This is a genomic window from Flavobacterium sp. PS2, assembly GCF_046250155.1.
In the GTDB taxonomy this organism is placed as follows: domain Bacteria; phylum Bacteroidota; class Bacteroidia; order Flavobacteriales; family Flavobacteriaceae; genus Flavobacterium.
In genome coordinates, this window is the sequence record NZ_CP176426.1 from 2,864,625 (window position 1) to 2,882,909 (window position 18,285).

The following is an 18,285-nucleotide window of genomic DNA, read 5'->3' on the forward strand; positions in this document are numbered from 1 at the left end:
TTCAGTCTGGAAACTGTGACTGGTACTGAATACTAAAAACTTTTCCCCTACAGTTTCTTAAACATTTCGTTTTTTGCATACAAAAAATCCATTGTAGCTAATACATTATTGTTTTCTAAAAGGTTCTTGGATCTTGGATCAGCATCGCAAAATTCAATAAAAAGGTCTTTTTCCTCGGGTTTTAACTTTAAATCTTTGGTAAAAAAATCTGAAGGTATTGATTTTGCTATAAGTTTTTTGAAATCAGTTTCCGAAGTTTTCTTTTTGAGTTCTTCTTTATCTTTTTTAAATAAATTTAAAAGGCCTGTTCCCATTCGGGTGAAGTCCATACCATTTGGAATAGTTCCGTCGTAAACGCCAGTATATTTTTGTAAAGATCCAGCTTCTTTATAGAGCTTTACGTTGTCTAGATCTTTTTGAGAAATTTTTACAGGATTAAATTTCATAGTAGTTACGACTACTTCATCTAATTCTTCGGCTTTGATAGCCATATTGACAATAATATTATTTTTATCAATATTGGCCTGAGTTATTTTTAGTCTTGTGAAAAAGTAATCTTTAGAGAAAAATAACAGACTATCTTTTACTTTTACCGGAATGGAAAACTCTCCCAAAGCATTTGTTCTGGTACTGGTTTTCGCTGTTTTATTAATAACTTCTACTTCTTTAAGAGGATTGTTGTTGGAAAAAACTTTTCCGTGAAGTAATTTTTCTGTTTGAGAAATGCTAAGTTGATAGGTAAGTAACGAAATTGTTGTAAGTAATTTTACTTTCATATATGGTTAATTGCTTGAAAGTAAAATTATTAGAATTGTCTTAACTAAAACTTATAGAATCTCTAAAGTCTTGTTAATTCGGTTTTTAGTTTACAGTATTCAGTACCAGTCGCAGTGCTCAAAACTGAAAACTGTGACTGGTAGTAAAAATTAAATTGCAGAAATTTTATTCACGAATCGAGCTAATTCACCGTTATTTATTAGGACAGGGCCATGACCAAAACATAATATTTTTGGGTTTAACTCGGCTAGTTTTTTTATGGATTCCCTATTTTTTTGTTGATTGGTTGTAAACAAGCTTGGCGGTTCATGTAATCCAGGAACAGTGGTTAATAAATTCATGTTAGTCATTACATCACCAACTATAAGAACACCATCGTGTTCTCTAAAAAAAGATAAATGCCCGCTGGAATGCCCAGGAGTTTCAATTACAGTAAATCCGCCTACGATATCTCCTTCTTTAATAATTTTGGATACTTGACAACCTTTTCCAGCCCAGACTTTTACCTGAAAATTAGAAATTATATTATTTGGATTTGGGTATTCAATAGTTACATTTCCGCTTTCCGCCGCTTGTTTTTCGGGTTCACTACACCATAAGGGAATATTTAAAGTGTCACAAATAACTTTACTACTACCCTGATGGTCGGCATGCGCATGGGTAAGTACGTGGGTATTTACTTTTTTATTTTTTATAGCATTTAAAATTTTGGATGCCGAGCTTCTTATTCCTGCATCAATAAGTACATCTTCAATTAAATAACAATTAATACTGTTTCTGGGTAATACCGGTATTTGGTACACATTTTTGGCTACGTTTTTCATTTTATCAAATTTTATTATTGACAAAGATGAAAAACGAAAATACTAACCTATTTGATAAATGTTAAGAAATGCTTTGTCGAATGCGACTTAAAGATTCGGGTGTAATACCCAAAAAAGATGCAATGTATATAAGTGGTGTACGCTTGATAATCTTTGATGGTGCAGTTTGTAAAAAAGTAAGGTATTTTTCTTTGGCAGGAATCATTTGTAGTTTTAATAATCGATCTGCCATGCATAGGTAGTTTTGTTCGGCTAGAATTCTTCCAACACGTTCCCAATTAGGGATTTCATTATATAATTGTTGCATTCTTTGATAGCATATCGAAAGAACTTCGCATGCCTCAATACATTGTATGTTTTCGAAAGAATGAGTTTGGTTTATGAAACTGGAGTAGGAGGCAATAAAGCCATCATCGCAACTTAAGTAAGTTGTAATTTCTTTTCCGTTTTTTAAATAATAAACTCTGGCGAGCCCTTTAATGATGAAATAAATTTTATTGCTGGTTTTCCCAATAGTAGCTAAATATTCTTTGGCTTCAATTTTATCATATTCAAAACAAGAAACAATCTTTTTAATTTCGTCCTCGGTAAATGAAGCGATTGCTTGTACTTGTTTTTCTAATGAAATTGAATTCATAGTTAAGTCTTTTAGATACTATTTGCTACAATAAAACCACTTGTCCATGCATTCTGAAAATTAAAACCACCAGTAATTGCATCGATGTTTACAATTTCTCCAGCGAAGTATAAGTTTTCATGAAGCTTGCTTTCCATCGTTTTAAAGTTAATTTCTTTTAAATCGATTCCGCCTGCGGTTACAAATTCTTCTTTAAAAGTACTTTTTCCGTTTACCTGGAAAGTTCCATTTGTTAACTGATTTACTAAATTCTGAAGTTGAACTTTAGATAAATCTGCCCATTTGGTTTCAACTTCAATATTAGAAGCCAGAACTAAACTTTCCCATAATCGATTTGGGAAATCGAAAGGGGATTTTTTGGAAACTGCTTTTTTGGCGTGTTCTTGTTTTAGATCTTTTAGAATTTTTTCGGCATCTTCGGTATCAATATCATTTAACCAATTTACAAAAATCGTAAACTGATAATTTTTATCATGCAAAATACGTGCTCCCCAAGCCGAAAGCTTTAAGATTGCCGGACCACTCATTCCCCAATGGGTAATTAATAATGGACCTGTTGATTCTAGTTTGGTGTCTTTTACCTTTACTGTCGCTTGTGCAGCGACACCCGGTAATTCTTTTATTCTAGGGTCTTTTATGTTAAAGGTAAATAGGGAAGGGACTGGGCTTACTATGGCATGCCCAAAAGTTTGTAACATTTCCCATATTTTAGGATTGCTTCCTGTTGCCAAAATCAATTTTTCGGCTATATAATTCTGGTTTTGCGTTTCGACTTTCCAGAAATTCTCTTTTTTAAAGATAGATTGTACACTTTGACCCGTAAGTACTGTAATACCTAATTTTGCGGTTGCTTTTAAAAAGCAATCAATGATAGTTTGTGAAGAATTAGAAACAGGAAACATTCTCCCATCATCTTCAATTTTTAGTTCTACACCATGTTTCTCAAACCATTCGATGGTATCTCCCGAACAAAACTGATGAAAAGGCCCTCGTAGTTCTTTTTTGCCACGCGGATAAAACTTAACCAATTCATTAGGCTCAAAGCAAGCATGAGTTACATTACAACGACCACCACCAGAAACGCGAACTTTCGTTAGTACTTCGGAACCACGTTCTAAAATAGCAACTTTTAATTTTGAGTTTTTCTCTACAATATTAATTGCTGTAAAAAATCCTGCTGCTCCGCCACCTACTATTATTATATCAAAATTTTGAGTCATATTTTTGTTTTAACCTCTAAGTATCTTTGTCTAAGTTTTGAGCTTTTACAAAGATTAATTGGAAGTTGGTTTTTATATTCTATCTGGAAAATCACTAATGATTCCGTTTATGTTGTATGTTTTTATTCTTGCAATGTCTGCTGCTTCATTGACTGTCCAAGGGAAAATCTCAAATCCTTTTTCCTGTATTTGTATTGCGTTCTCTTTGCTTACCAAATTAACATCGGGATTAATTGCTTTTGCTTTTATCGCTTCTGCAAAAGTAATAGCCGAGTCAATATCGGTTTCGGTTAAAACGCCAACGGGTATTTTCGGATTTAATAAAACTATTTCTTGTAAAAAATCCCATTCGAAACTTGAAACAATAATAGAATTGTAATTCCAGTTTTTTTCCGAAACGTATAATTCGATTAATGCAGCTACAGCATTGGCAGTTCCTTGACCTTTTAATTCTATATTAATAAAACATTGCTGGTTTACTAAATCAAAAACCTCTGGTAATGTTGGAATTTGCTGCTCCTTTTCTGTGCGAAACGCTTTTAATTCCTGCAAAGATAAGTTATTTACAAAGCCTTTTCCGTTGGTAGTTCTATCAATCGTTTCGTCATGAATTACAATAATATGGCCATCGGCGCTCAGGTGAACGTCTAGTTCTATTCCGTCAGCATGTAAGTCTAATGCTTTTTGAAAGGCCTTTAAGGTGTTTTCGGGTTCGTAACCTCTTGCGCCACGATGTGCTATTTTAAGAATTTCACTCATAGTGCTACAAAAGTAAACAAAATGATGTCGATTTTAAAAATGAACTATAAAGGGCTCTGTACATTTTTACGTACATTTGTAAAAATACTAATCATGAAAACAGTTAGCGTAACAGAATTTAGAGGGAACATTAAAAAATATCTTGATATTGCTGAAACTGAAAAACTAGTAATTCATAGAAGTAAAGGTAGATCTTTTGTGGTTATACCTTTAGAGGATGAAGATGACGAGTGTTTGTTAAGTAATAAACAAAAAGTTGCGATAGATCAAGCTTTAGAGGATGTTGCAAATAATAAAGTACATTCTCATGAAGATGTTATGGAAGAAACTAAAAAACGCTTCCCTCATTTATTCAACAGATAATTCATGATACAAATAATCTGGACAGAAAGTGCCAAGCTTGATTATTGGGGAAATATTGAATATTTGGAAAGAGAATGGACGTTGACAAACGTGTATAGTTTTATAGATAAAACAAACGATTTAATTGAGTTATTAATCAAAGAGAATCTAGTTTTTAAACCAACAAAATATAAAAATATATTTCAAGTTCCAGTAACAAAACAGATAGTTCTGTTTTATAAAGTTCTAGATAATAATGATATTGAACTTTTAAGATTTTGGAATGCGTACCAAGATCCTAAAAGTCTTATGCTTTAATTAATAGATATTCAAACGAGATTGTTTTATTGAAATTTTACCGCAAAGAGCGCAATCCCGAAGCCTCGGGATACGCAAAGGTCGCAAAGCTTTAATTAAAAAAAGAATAGACACAGATTATACAGATTCGCGTAGATTTAAAAATCCTTTTAATCCGTGGCTAAAAAAACATTGTGGTTTAACCGCAAAGTCCATAAAGTTTTGATTAAAAAAAGAAAGCCACAGATTATAATGATTCGTACAGATTTCAAAAATCCATTTTATCATTATAATCTGTGGCTAAAACTTTGTGTTTAGATTTTAACTTTTATTCTAGTTCTAATACGATTGCTGACTTTGGTTCTAGAGTAATTTCAGATGTTAAATCGAACTTTTTTCCTGTAAGGATGTCTTTTCCTGATTTAAAGTTTTTGATGTTTTCTTTAAAACGATTTGTTTTAAGAGATTGCGCTGTAGCATTATTATTAAAAACTACCATTACAGTTTTAGCATCTGTATATCTAAAATAAACATAAGTGTTATTCTCAGGGATATAATGTGTCATTTTTCCGAAATGAACTGCTTCATTTGATTTTCTCCATTTGAATAATTTTGAAGTAAAATCGAAATATTTAGCTTGTTCTGTTGTTCTTCCTGCTGCGGTAAAAGCATTGTTTTTATCGCCATTCCATCCACCAGGGAAATCTTGTCGAATATCGGCATCGCCTTTGCTTTTATCACCACCCATTCCGATTTCTGAACCATAATACAATTGCGGAATTCCACGAACAGTTGCCAATAAAGTCATTGCCAATTTGTATTTTACAAAATCATATTTGTAAACATCATTGATTCTATTTGTATCGTGATTTTCGGCAAAAACCAAAATATTGTCTGGGTTAGGATATAGATAATCCAATGCGAAATTATTATAGAATTTAATCATTCCATTGTCCCAAGTTGCTTCACTTTCGTTAAAAGCAGATCCAATTTGATTATGTAATGTAAAATCCATTACACTTGGTAAATTAGAATTGTAGTTTTCGATAGCACCAATTTTACTGTCTTTTTGCCAAAAGGCTAAGTTTGCCTGATTGTGCATCCAGATTTCTCCAACAATATTAAAGTTTGGATATTCATTCGTAATTGCTTTTGCCCAATTTGCCATTGCAGAAGGATCTGAATAGTTGTAAGTGTCTACTCTAAATCCGTCAAGATCTGCATATTCAATCCACCAAATTGCGTTTTGAGTTAGGTATTTTGCTACTAAAGGATTTTTTAAATTTAAATCTGGCATTGAAGGTACAAACCAACCATCAATACAAACTTCCTGATCTAATTTTGAGGCGTGGATATCCGTAATTACTTCACGTCTGTGATGTGTCTGTGTGAAAGTTTCAAATTGATTGAACCAAGTTTTGGTTGGCATATCTTTAATCATCCAGTGTGTGATTCCCCAGTGATTGGTTACATAATCCATAACTAGTTTCATGTCTTTTTTATGCATTTCGGCAGCCAAGCGAACATAGTCTTCATTGGTTCCGTAGCGAGGATCTATTTTGTACACATCCGATTGTGCGTAGCCATGATACGAATGTTGTTTGTCATTGTCTTCGCCTAAAGGTGTATTCCAAATAGTTGTTGCTCCTAATGACGAAATATAATCCAGGTTTTTGATGATTCCTTCTATATCACCACCATGACGTCCGCTTGGGTCTTGTCGGTTTCCTTTTTCTGTTAGAGTAGCATTAGTATCGTTTTTTGAGTTTCCATTTGCAAAACGATCTGGCATGATTAAATACATCACATCCGATGCATCGAAACTTTTGCGTTGAGCAGAATTTTCTCTTCTCTTTTTTAAAGAATATTTTTGTGTAAATGCAACTTTGTTTTTGTTTTTAAATGAAAAAACTAACTCAGATGCAGGAATGTCTTTAGTGTCGATTGTTACGAAAATGTAGTTAGGATTTTCGGTTTTTTTAATGTCTTTAATAGTTACATTATTAGAAACAGAAGGTTCGTATTGGGCAATGCCTTTTCCGTAGAACATAATCTGTAGTTCTGGATTGTTCATGCCAGCATACCAAAAAGGTGGCTCTGTTTTCTGAATTTGCGCTTTCGCGGAAGCGGAAAACAATAAAACAAATAAGATTATTTTATAGATAGAATGGTTGATGTGTGGTATTGTTTTTTGGATATTCATAATAAAGAAGAATTTAAACCATATAAGAAATGTAAGTACAATTAAGATAAAACTTGGACGGTTTCTAATTAAATGGACTTACATTTCTTATATGGTTAATTAAAATTATTTATTTGGTTTCGATTATGCTAATTGCATAACCACCACCTGGAACAGATAACTGTGATAATTTTGATTTATTTGTTACAGCTATTTTCTTGATAGTGTAAGCTTGAGGATTTGTTTTGTAGTGTGCATCTTTTGCATCAGCATAAATTGTTGCTGTGTATTTCTTTCCTTTTTCAAGGAAATCAAAGTTGATGTTTGATGTACGACTTACATCTCCGTTTACATTACCAACAAACCAGTTGTTAGTACCTTTTGCTTTACGAGCTACAGTAATATAATCACCTGGTTCTGCTTCAATATATTTACTTTCATCCCAATCGATAGCAACATCTTTGATGAATTGGAAAGCATCTGCAAATTTGTTGTAGTGCTCAGGAAGATCAGCTGCCATTTGTAATGGGCTGTACATAGTAACGTATAATGCTAATTGATTAGCAATTGTACTGTTTACATGCGATTTGTTATCAGGATTAAGTTTGCTGATATCCATTTCGAAAATACCTGGAGTATAATCCATTGGTCCACCAATTAATCTTGTAAATGGTAAAACTGTTACGTGATTTGCTTTAGATCCACCAAAAGCTTGGTATTCTGTTCCTCTTGCCGATTCGTTACCGATTAAGTTAGGATATGTTCTGCTAATACCTGTTGGGCGAACTGCTTCGTGTGCATTAACCATAATTTTATATTCGGCTGCTTTTTCCAACGCGTATTGGTAATGGTTTACAATCCATTGGTCATAATGATTTTCTCCTCTAGGCAAAATATCACCTACGTAACCACTTTTTACAGCATCATATCCATTGTCTTTCATGAATTGGTATGCTTTGTCCATATGGCGCTCGTAGTTACGGACTGAACCTGAAGTTTCGTGGTGCATGATGATTTTTACACCTTTAGATTTTGCATAAGCGTGCAATCCTTTTACATCAAAATCTGGGTAAGGAGTTACAAAATCAAAAACATAATCTTTTGAGTGTCCAAACCAGTCTTCCCAACCTTCATTCCAACCTTCAACAAGTACGGCATCAAAACCATTTTGTGCTGCAAAGTCAATGTATTTTTTTACGTTAGCATTAGTTGCTCCGTGTGTTCCGTTTGGTTTTGCTTTAGAGAAATCCGAAACACCAAGTTGTACCGTTGGGAAATCGTTAGTGTATGACCAAGAGCTTTTTCCTGTAATCATTTCCCACCAAACACCTACATACTTAACTGGTTTTATCCAAGAAGTATCTTCAATTTTACAAGGATCATTTAGGTTTAATGTCATTTTTGAATTAAGAATTTCTCTTGCATCATCGCTAACAATAATTGTTCTCCAAGGAGAATGACTTGGTGCTTGCATGTATCCTTTATCACCTTTTGCATCTGGAGTTAACCATGATTCGAAAATCATGTTTTTATCATCTAGATTTAAGTGCATACATGAATAATTAATTAATGCTGCTTCGTGAAGATTGATATATACTCCTTCGGCAGTTTTTAGCATAAGCGAAGTCTGAACTCCTGTTGGAGAAAAAGATTTTTGCGAAACGTTTGCAGTATATGCTTTTTCAGCTAATCCACGAATTTCAGATAATTTCGATTTTGTATAATCGTATTCTTGTGTGTCGTAATCACCAGGAATCCAAAATGCAGTATGGTCGCCCGTCATTGCAAATTGTGTTTTTTCTTCTTTGATTACAAAATACGTAAGGTTCTTTTGAGTTGGGAATTCATAACGGAATCCAAGTCCATCATCAAATAAACGAAAACGGATTAACAATTGTCTGTCTGTTCCTTTTTGGTTTAAGGTTACTGCAAGTTCATTATAATGATTGCGAATAGAAGCTACTTCTCCCCAAACTGGTTTCCAGTTTTCGTCAAAAGTTGTAGTTTTTGTATCAATAACCGTAAAATCATTTTGTAACGATTTTTTATCGTCTTTAAGCTCAAGTCCCAACTTACTGGATTTTACAACCTCTTTGTTTTTGTATTTAAGATTGTAAGTTGGAGTTCCGTCGCTTTGTAGCGAAAACTCCATGACAAATTTTCCTTCAGGCGATTTTAGTTGTTGTGCTTTTGTAATGTTACAAAATGCAACCAGAATGAAGGCTGTGAAAATGAAATTCTTCATGTTGTTTAATTAAAAAATGTTATAAAAATATATAGAAGCTACTATTTATGCAATTGCATATTTTGTAGCGACTACGGTTTGGCCATTAACGACAATGGCTAAGTCGGTATCTCCATCTACAGAAAACGTAGTTTCGTTATGGTTTATTGACACTTTTAGAATTTGATTTCTAAAATTGATTTTAAATGAATATCCTGTCCATTCTTTTGGAATTTTTGGAGAGAAATGTAGTGTGTCATTTTTTACACGCATTCCTCCAAAACCTTCTACAATACTCATCCATGTTCCAGCCATTGATGTAATATGACAACCTTCTTCAACTTCTTTATTATAATCGTCTAAGTCTAAACGAGAAGTTCTTAGGTAGAATGTATATGCCATATCCATTTTGTCCAGAGCTGCTGCCTGAATGGAGTGTACGCAAGGCGAAAGTGAACTTTCGTGCACGGTGAAAGATTCGTAAAACTCAAAATTACGCAATAGTTCTTCTTTTGTAAAATGGGCCTCAAAAAAGTAAAAGCATTGCAAAACATCGGCTTGTTTGATATATGGCGAACGTAATACACGATCCCAAGACCATTTTTGGTTTATAGGACGTTGCGAACGGTCTAAGTCTTTTACTGGAACTAAATCTTTATCCAGGAATCCGTCTTGTTGTAAGTAAACATCAAGTTCTTTCGAAAATGGGAAGTACATATTATTGGCTACTTTTTTCCATTCCTGAATTTCAGTTGCAGTAAGATTTACTTTTTCTATAATTCTTTTGTGATCAGAAGGGTATTCGGTAGCGACTTTTATAATTTGTTCTTCGGCATAATCAATACACCATTTTGCGATATAATTGGTATAGAAATTATTGTTGATGTTGTTTTCGTATTCGTTAGGACCTGTAACTCCTAATATCACATACTGATTTTTATCTGTAGAGAATGAAGCTCTTTGATGCCAAAAACGCGCAATACCAATTAATACTTCTAATCCTTTTTCTGGAATATAGGAGTAATCTCCTGTGTAACGGTTGTAATTGAAAATGGCAAAAGCTATCGCTCCATTTCTATGGATTTCTTCATGCGTGATTTCCCATTCGTTATGGCATTCTTCCCCATTCATAGTTACCATTGGGTATAAAGCTGCTCCATCTTTGAAACCCAAATTGTCTTTGGCATTTTCAATAGCTTTATCCAATTGGTTATAACGATAGGTCAATAAATTACGAGCTACTTGCTGGTCTTTTGTCGCCATATAAAATGGAATGCAATAGGCTTCGGTATCCCAATAGGTTGATCCTCCGTATTTTTCTCCAGTAAATCCTTTTGGTCCAATGTTTAATCGGTTGTCTTTTCCTGAATAGGTTTGGTTTAACTGAAAAATATTAAAACGAATTCCTTGTTGAGCTTTTACATCGCCATCGATAGTAATGTCTGACATTTCCCAAACTTTAGCCCAAGCATCAATTTGTTCTTGTAATAATTGGTCATATCCTTTGCTTAATGCTTCCTTAATTGCTTTTTCGGCAGCAGTAAGAGTGTTGGTATGGTTTAATGAAACGGTATAACCACCAATTTTTTGTATAGATGAGGTTTGTCCTTTAGCAATGATTACACCATAAGTATATTCTACTTTATCTGTTGAAGAATCTATTGTAGAAGGCGAAATATTAATATTCTCGTTATTAGCAAAAATGCTATTGTGCATAAAAGTCGTAACCTTAAAATGTGTTTTATAGGTTTGAGCAGTTACATAAGCTTCATTTGTAGCTTTTTTTACTTCAAGAGGTTCCCAGAATTTTTCTTCCCAGTTTGCATCTTCATTGGTAACACCAGCATCCAAATATGGTTTGTAAAGAATTTTTGCATCTTTATTTAATGGAGTAATCTCATATTTGATAATGCCAACTTCATCCAGATTTAAAGACAGAAAACGACGTACGTTAACAGCAATTTCGGTTCCGTTTTTTAATGTTGCTTCAAATGAACGATTATACCAGCCTTCTTTCATATTTAATTCTCTACGAAAGTTTTTTACTTCGGTACAAGAATTTAAATCGAAAGCTTCTTCGTTAATTTCAACGTTGATACCAATCCAGTTTGGAGCATTAAGTACTTTGGCGAAGTATTTTGGATATCCGTTTTTCCACCAACCCACTTTTGTTTTATCTGGATAATAAATTCCGGCAATATAACTTCCCTGGAAAGTTTCTCCTGAGTATTTTTCTTCAAAATTGGCACGCTGTCCCATGGCACCGTTTCCGATACTAAAAAGACTTTCAGATGATTTGACTCTTTCAACATCAAAGCCTTCTTCTATTATTGACCAATTGTCTGGTTTTATATAATCTTGATTCATTGTTTTTAAAATTTGACAATTCGTAAATTAGAAAATGAGATAATTAAGCAGTTTGAGAATTATCTAATGGAGTATCTAATTGATTAATTGTTTTCGATTGATTGATTTATTTTGTGATTAATGATTTGATGAAATTTTGATCTATTAAGGTAAAATCCTCAAAGATGTATTTTGCTTCGTGCAAGACTGTTTTGGAACCAATTCCTACACTAGTCATTTTTGCAATATTAGCTGCTTGAACTCCTGCAACTGAATCTTCAAAAACGATAGAATCTGTAGGGCTTATGTTTAATAATTGAGCCGCTTTCAGGAAAACTTCAGGGTCTGGTTTAGCATTTGTAACATCATTACCATCTACGATAACATCGAAGTAGGAGATGATTCCTGTTTTTTCGAGAATCGGACGTGCATTTTTGCTAGCTGAACCTAATGCAATGGCTTGTTTATTCTCTTTTAAAAATTCTAAAACAGGGAAAACTCCAGGAAGGATTTCGCTTTTATCCATATCTACCAGATAAGTCAGATAGTCTTCATTTTTTTGGATGAGCCATTTATCTTTGTCTTCTTGTGAAGCTTGTATGTTTCCTAATTCCAGGATGATATCTAGAGAACGTACACGACTTACTCCTTTTAAGAGTTCGTTGTGTTCGTGTGTAAAGTCAATGTTTAATGCATTTGCAATTTTTTGCCACGCTAAATAATGATATTTAGCTGTGTCAACAATTACGCCGTCCAGGTCGAATATAAACGCTTTTGTATTCATTTAATAATATGCTTATTTTGTATTTCTTTTCGAAAAAGTATTTAAATTTTGATTGTAAGGAAACCATTTCTCATTTTATCAGAAAGAGAATTTTTTAGATGTGAGTTTTAGATTTTAATGTCATCTACATCTTTCACTTTGTAAACTAAAACTGCGGCTATCAAAAAGCTGACTCCACTCGTGATTAAAGCGTACATAGCATCACCGTTATAAAGGTATTTTACGATTGGCCCTCCGATTATTGCGTTTATTATTTGAGGAATTACGATGAAGAAATTGAAAATCCCCATGTAAACCCCCATTTTTTTAGGAGCAATAGATCCAGCCAGAATAGCATACGGCATTGCGAGGATACTAGCCCAAGCCACACCAATTAATACCATAGAGAGAATAACCCAATTTTCATCTGGCATGAAGTAAATAGAAATTAAACCTATTCCTCCAATAACTAATGAAAGGGCGTGAGTTGATTTTCGTCCAATTTTTTTTGCAATCATCGGAAGAAAAAACAAGGCTATAATTGCCGAAACAAGATTGTAAACTCCAAAGAGAATTCCAACCCAATCCCCAGCATCTTGGTAAGTTTGACTTGAATTATCGTCTAATGGTAATCCGTAAATATGATGTGCAATTGCTGGAGTACTAAATACCCACATACCGAAAAGTCCGAACCAAGAGAAAAACTGCACCCAACTAAGCTGACGCATAGTAGTTGGCATTTTTGCAAAATCCGTAAAAATATCTGTAAGTCTTGATTTTTCTTCAGAAGGAACATCAACTTCACTTTGAGGATCTTCAAAATTGGCTAATTCTTCAGGAGAATATTCTTTGGTTGTAAATAAAGTTACCAGAATAGATCCAATTAAAACGACAGCTCCTAAAACAAAGGAAAGAGTAAGATTTAAAGGGACACTACCAGGAACGGTACTGTTAGAAACTCCAAACCATTTGGTTAATACATAAGGTAATGCCGAACCAATTACGGCTCCGAAACCAATAAGTGCTGTTTGGATACTGAATCCTGCTGTGCGCTGGTCAGTTCTTAAATTGTCTCCAACTAAAGCACGGAATGGTTCCATGGCAATATTAAACGAAGCATCCATAATCATAAGCATTCCTGCTCCAACCCATAATGCAGGTAAAACAGAAATAAATATGTTTGCTTGTGGCATTAATATTAATCCAACCGAAGCTAGAATAGCACCTACTAGAAAAAATGGTTTTCTTCGACCAAATTTCCCCCAGGTTTTATCACTATAATGTCCAATGATAGGTTGAACAATTAATCCCATTAAAGGAGCAATTATCCAAAACCATGAAAGTTCGTGTACGTCGGCACCAAAAATTTGAAGAATTCTGCTGGCATTTGCATTTTGTAGAGCAAACCCCATTTGTATTCCTAAGAAACCGAAACTCATGTTCCAGATTTCCCAAAAACTTAATTTACGCTTTTCCATTATCGTAATTTAATGAATGTACGATAAGCGCTTTGCTTATCAAAACTTAACTTATTTTTCGAAGTAAAAGTAAAAGTTTTGAGCTGGCGTAAATTTATAAATTATTTTTCTAAAGAAACAAATAAAAACCCATTAAATAATTTTAATGGGTTTTTGTATGTGATTATTAAGGGAGTTAATCTGTAGATTCTCTTTCTATAAGATGAGTTTCAATGACTTCAGTTTTGTAATTTTCTTCTTCTTCCTCGCCTTCTTCGGTTTCTAATTCCAGACGATCTATAAGCATTTTCGCAGCTTTATTCCCCATTTTGTTGCCACTCTGGCTTACAGTAGTAATAGTGGGAGTCGAATATTTGGATATAATTCCATCAGTAAACGCAATAACGGCTACATCCTCGGGAACTCTAAGTCCCATTTTGCTGGCAGTTTTAATTATAGTAACGGCAAAAAGTTCGTTAACAGCAAAAACAGCATCTATAGCTCGATCTTCTAATAATTGACTAATAATTATTTCGCAAGTGTCTACATCTTCAATCTTAATAATAAGGTCTTCATTAAAAGGTATGTCGTTGTCTAATAATGCTTTTGTATATCCATCTGTTCGTAGTTTTCCAACGCTTACATAATCAACAGTTGTAACTAAAGCTATTTTTTTTCGCCCTTTATCAATCAAACTCTGAACAGCTTCATAAGCTGCCGATTTATCGTCGATAATTACCTTGTCGCATAAAATTTCATTGGTAACCCTGTCGAACATAACGACTGGCATTCCTTGATTTATGACTTCGGTTATATGATGAAAATCGCCTTTAAATTGTGTTTCTTTAGATAATGATATGATAAAACCATCGATACTTCCGTTGGCAAGCATTTCCATATTAAGTACTTCTTTATCAAATGAATCATCAGATAAACATATGATAACACTATAACCATTTTCGTTAGCAACTTCCTCGACTCCGTTAATGACTGTTGAGAAAAAATGATGTACAATTTCGGGAATAATAATACCTATTGTTTTGGTTTTACGATTCTTAAGGCTAAGGGCAATATTGTTGGGTTTGTAGTTATAGAATTTGGCGAAAGCCTGAACTTTTAATCGGGTATCTTCTCCGATTTCGAGGCTGTTTCGAAGTGATTTTGAGACGGTAGAAATAGATACATCAAGCTCCTTCGCAATTTGTTTAAGGGTTATTTTGCGTTTCATACTGTTGATATGGAAAAAATTGTTTTGTTAATAAAGATATGGTTTATTTTTAAAAATGACAGTATTATGCTTAAAAACTTATATAATATAGAAAGTTTTCAACACTATCACGTTTTCGTAAGCTGATATGATTTTGGTCATGTCGGGCATGTTAATAAATCCTTAATTTTGAAATTCGAAGTAAAAATAAAAGTTAAATATTCAACCAAAACTCAATTTTAATTTAAACAAAAAGTATGAAAACAATTTATAAAAAGTTGTTATTTTTATTCTTACTCCTTCCTTTTAGTGTGTTTGCTCAGAGCACATTAGATGGTGTTGTTCTTGATAAAGCAACAGGGCAACCGATTCCAGGAGTAAATGTAAATGTACAAGGGGGTACCAATGGTACTTCGACTGATTTTGACGGAAAATTTAAACTGTCAAATGTAAAAAGTGGGGATAAACTTGTCGCTTCTTTCATAGGTTATGTTAGTGCAACTATTAGTTTTAACGGACAAAAAAACATAAGTATTTCTTTAGAAGAAGATGCAAATCAACTTAGGGAAGTTGTAGTACAAGTAGGTTACGGAACTGTTAAGAAAAAAGACGCAACAGGTTCAGTATCTCAAATTTCTGCTAAAGAATTTAATAAAGGAATTAACGTAACTCCAGAAAGTTTAATCAGCGGAAGAATTGCTGGTGTAAATGTTGTTGGAGGTGGTGCTCCTGGAGCAAAAGCTGATATTAGAATTCGTGGAGGATCTTCATTAAGTGCTTCAAACGAGCCTTTAATTGTAGTAGATGGTCTTCCTATGAGTAATGCTAAAACAGAAGGAGCAACAAGTATTTTATCTACAATTGATCCTAATGATATTGAGTCTTTTACTGTTTTGAAAGATGCTTCGGCAGCTGCGATTTACGGTTCTAGAGCGGCAAATGGTGTAATTGTTATTACTACTAAAAAAGGAACAAAAGGTGGAGTAAAAGTTAATTTTAGCTCTCAGGTTGGTATCAATACTGTGGCTAATACAGTAGATGTTTTAAGTGCAGACCAGTTTCGTACTCTTGTAAATGAAAAAGGTAATGCTGCACAAAAAGCTTTACTAGGTACAGCAAATACAAATTGGCAAGATGAAATTTTTCATACTGCTTTAACAACTAACAATAATATATCTGTTAGTGGTGCTTTATTTAATAAATTGCCAGTACGTTTATCTGTTGGAAATGTTGATAATCCTGGAATCTTAAGAAATACTTCTTTTGAAAGAACTACGACATCGATATCGCTAAACCCTGTTTTATTTGATAATCATTTAAAAATTGATATTACTGGAAATTTAGCTTTTGGAAAAAATCAATTTCAAGATGAAGGTCCGGTAATTAGTAGTGCGATTATGTTTGATCCAACACAACCTGTTTATCAAGAAGGTTCACGTTATGGAGGTTATTTTGAATGGTTGGAAGCAAACGGTAATGTACCATTGTTGCCAGCGAGAAATCCTGTTGCAAGATTAAATCAAGATGAGCGTAGAGCAACTTCTACCAGAAAATGGGGTAACATTAGGATAGATTATAAACTTCATTTCTTTGAAGATTTAAGAGTTGTTGCTGAGGCAGGTATCGATAAATTTGATACTAATGGTTATACCCGAGTAAGTACGGAGAGTATTTTAGGATACCAACCTACTACATTTGATAAAGGGAACTGGACTAATTTAGGAGGGTATACTGGTTATACAGATAGTCGTCAGAATAAAAACTTAAATACTTATTTTAACTATACTAAAGATTTAGGGAAATTTAAAATTGATGCTACTGCCGGATACAACTATCAGTTGTTTCAACGTGAGGGATATAACTCAGGTGATATTATGCGACCAAACCCACCATCAGATGTTACTACAGATGCAGATGTTAACTTACAATCTTATTTTGGACGTTTGAATTTAGGATATGATAGTCGTTATTTATTAACGGTAAATTATAGAAGAGACGGTACTTCTCGTTTCTCTAAAGAAAACAGATGGGGTAATTTTGCAGGAGGTGCTTTTGCATGGAATGTTGCAGAAGAAGACTTCTTAAAAGGAAATGAAACACTATCTAGCTTAAAGTTAAGAGTTGGATACGGAACTACAGGACAGCAAGATATTCCACCTGCATACGATTATTTGCAGCGTGTAACATTAGGAACGCTTAGCACACAATACCTTTTTAATGGTGTTATTTACAGAGCGGCAAAACCAGAAGGATACAATAAAGATATAAAATGGGAAGATTTAGCTGAGGCAAACGTAGGAGTTGATTTCGGTTTTCTTAACGATAGAATAACAGGAACACTTAATTATTTTGATAAAAAATCTAGTGACCTTTTAGCAGAGATTCCAGTTCCAGATGGTGCAAATATCAGAAACCAAGGATATAGCAATATCGGTAGTGTAAGAACAAAAGGGGTTGAGTTTAATCTTCAATCAGACATTATCAAAAATGATAAATTAACTTGGAATGTTGCTGCTAATGCAACTTACATTGATCAAAAAATATCTGATTTAGGGACAACTGTTCCAGGATTTCAAGGGTATATTACAGGAGATGTTATCGCTGGAGGTACAGGAAATCAAGTATTAATACATTCTGAGGGATATGCTCCAAATTCATTTTTTGTATTTGAACAATTATATGATGAAAACAAACGACCTATTCAGGGTGCATATGCAGACAGAAATGGAGACGGTGTTATAACTGATGCTGACCGTTATAAATTTCATAAACCAGCAGCAGATTATACTTTTGGATTATTCTCTACTTTAAATTATGGGCAGTTCGATTTTACAATGAACTGGAGAGCTAGTGTTGGGAACTATATTTTTGATAACGTAAGTTCTGATAAAGGGTATTTACAAGCAGGTTTAAGAAGAGATTCTGATTTGTCTAATATTAGTTCTGATTATTACAATACTGGTTTTACTACTGAAAGTAATTCTAATGGGACACAACGTAATTACTCTGATTATTATGTAAAAGATGCTTCTTTTATTAAGTTAGATAATGTTGTACTTGGATACACTTTTAATAAAACGTTACTGAAAGCTGCTTCATTGAGGTTTACTGTTGGAGTTCAAAATGTTTTCGTTTTAACAAAATATGATGGCTTAGATCCTGAAAAATTCAACGGAATAGACAATAATGTTTATCCAAGAGCCAGAACATTCTTGTTTGGAGTAAATGCAAATTTCTAATAGTACGTTGA

The 18,285-nt window shown here is 33.6% G+C and carries 14 protein-coding genes; 3 read left to right on the forward strand and 11 right to left on the reverse strand.

The window, feature by feature from the left end; all coding sequences use genetic code 11:
- Positions 1-47 precede the first annotated feature (47 nt).
- The 5 genes from ACJ6WR_RS12430 to ACJ6WR_RS12450 form a co-directional block, all read right to left on the reverse strand.
- A complete protein-coding gene (locus ACJ6WR_RS12430) occupies positions 48-776 on the reverse strand; it encodes a hypothetical protein (protein WP_409415408.1) in 729 nt (242 codons plus the stop codon).
- Between the two features lie 150 nt (positions 777-926).
- The gene (locus ACJ6WR_RS12435) at positions 927-1,601 is read right to left on the reverse strand and encodes an MBL fold metallo-hydrolase (RefSeq protein ID WP_409415409.1); all 675 of its coding nucleotides are present in this window, start codon (positions 1,599-1,601) and stop codon (positions 927-929) included.
- Between the two features lie 61 nt (positions 1,602-1,662).
- Positions 1,663-2,238, reverse strand: coding sequence for a Crp/Fnr family transcriptional regulator (locus ACJ6WR_RS12440; protein WP_409415410.1), 576 nt, complete (start codon positions 2,236-2,238; stop codon positions 1,663-1,665).
- 11 nt (positions 2,239-2,249) lie between these two features.
- The gene (locus tag ACJ6WR_RS12445; RefSeq protein ID WP_409415411.1) at positions 2,250-3,458 is read right to left on the reverse strand and encodes an NAD(P)/FAD-dependent oxidoreductase; all 1,209 of its coding nucleotides are present in this window, start codon (positions 3,456-3,458) and stop codon (positions 2,250-2,252) included.
- Between the two features lie 72 nt (positions 3,459-3,530).
- On the reverse strand, positions 3,531-4,217 hold the full coding sequence (locus ACJ6WR_RS12450) for a glycerophosphodiester phosphodiesterase (RefSeq protein WP_409415412.1): 687 nt from the start codon (positions 4,215-4,217) through the stop codon (positions 3,531-3,533).
- Positions 4,218-4,310: 93 nt separating this feature from the next.
- On the opposite strand from ACJ6WR_RS12450, the gene ACJ6WR_RS12455 reads away from it, so the two are divergent.
- Both ACJ6WR_RS12455 and ACJ6WR_RS12460 read left to right on the forward strand, forming a co-directional pair.
- On the forward strand, positions 4,311-4,580 hold the full coding sequence (locus ACJ6WR_RS12455) for a type II toxin-antitoxin system Phd/YefM family antitoxin (RefSeq protein WP_409415413.1): 270 nt from the start codon (positions 4,311-4,313) through the stop codon (positions 4,578-4,580).
- Positions 4,581-4,583: 3 nt separating this feature from the next.
- A complete protein-coding gene (locus ACJ6WR_RS12460) occupies positions 4,584-4,877 on the forward strand; it encodes a type II toxin-antitoxin system RelE/ParE family toxin (protein ID WP_409415414.1) in 294 nt (97 codons plus the stop codon).
- A 307-nt stretch (positions 4,878-5,184) separates the two neighbouring features.
- Here ACJ6WR_RS12460 and ACJ6WR_RS12465 read toward each other — a convergent pair whose 3' ends face one another.
- From ACJ6WR_RS12465 to ACJ6WR_RS12490, 6 genes are all read right to left on the reverse strand, one after another.
- Positions 5,185-7,059 carry a glycoside hydrolase family 13 protein gene (locus ACJ6WR_RS12465; RefSeq protein WP_039116863.1) on the reverse strand — a complete coding sequence of 625 codons (1,875 nt, stop codon included), beginning with the start codon at positions 7,057-7,059 and terminating at the stop codon, positions 5,185-5,187.
- A gap of 109 nt (positions 7,060-7,168) precedes the next feature.
- Complete coding sequence (locus ACJ6WR_RS12470; RefSeq protein WP_409415415.1) at positions 7,169-9,283, reverse strand: glycoside hydrolase family 97 protein; 2,115 nt, start codon at positions 9,281-9,283, stop codon at positions 7,169-7,171.
- Between the two features lie 45 nt (positions 9,284-9,328).
- Positions 9,329-11,629 carry a glycoside hydrolase family 65 protein gene (locus tag ACJ6WR_RS12475; RefSeq protein WP_039112530.1) on the reverse strand — a complete coding sequence of 767 codons (2,301 nt, stop codon included), beginning with the start codon at positions 11,627-11,629 and terminating at the stop codon, positions 9,329-9,331.
- A 106-nt stretch (positions 11,630-11,735) separates the two neighbouring features.
- Positions 11,736-12,392, reverse strand: coding sequence for a beta-phosphoglucomutase (gene pgmB, locus ACJ6WR_RS12480; RefSeq protein ID WP_039112529.1), 657 nt, complete (start codon positions 12,390-12,392; stop codon positions 11,736-11,738).
- Positions 12,393-12,499: 107 nt separating this feature from the next.
- Positions 12,500-13,849: an MFS transporter gene (locus tag ACJ6WR_RS12485; protein ID WP_039112528.1), complete on the reverse strand. Its 1,350-nt coding sequence runs from the start codon at positions 13,847-13,849 to the stop codon at positions 12,500-12,502.
- 175 nt (positions 13,850-14,024) lie between these two features.
- Positions 14,025-15,056, reverse strand: a complete 1,032-nt coding sequence (locus ACJ6WR_RS12490; protein ID WP_086895729.1) for a LacI family DNA-binding transcriptional regulator — start codon at positions 15,054-15,056, stop codon at positions 14,025-14,027.
- A 236-nt stretch (positions 15,057-15,292) separates the two neighbouring features.
- Here ACJ6WR_RS12490 and ACJ6WR_RS12495 point away from each other — a divergent pair, with 236 nt between their 5' ends.
- A complete protein-coding gene (locus ACJ6WR_RS12495) occupies positions 15,293-18,274 on the forward strand; it encodes a SusC/RagA family TonB-linked outer membrane protein (protein WP_086895730.1) in 2,982 nt (993 codons plus the stop codon).
- The last annotated feature ends 11 nt before the right edge of the window (positions 18,275-18,285 follow it).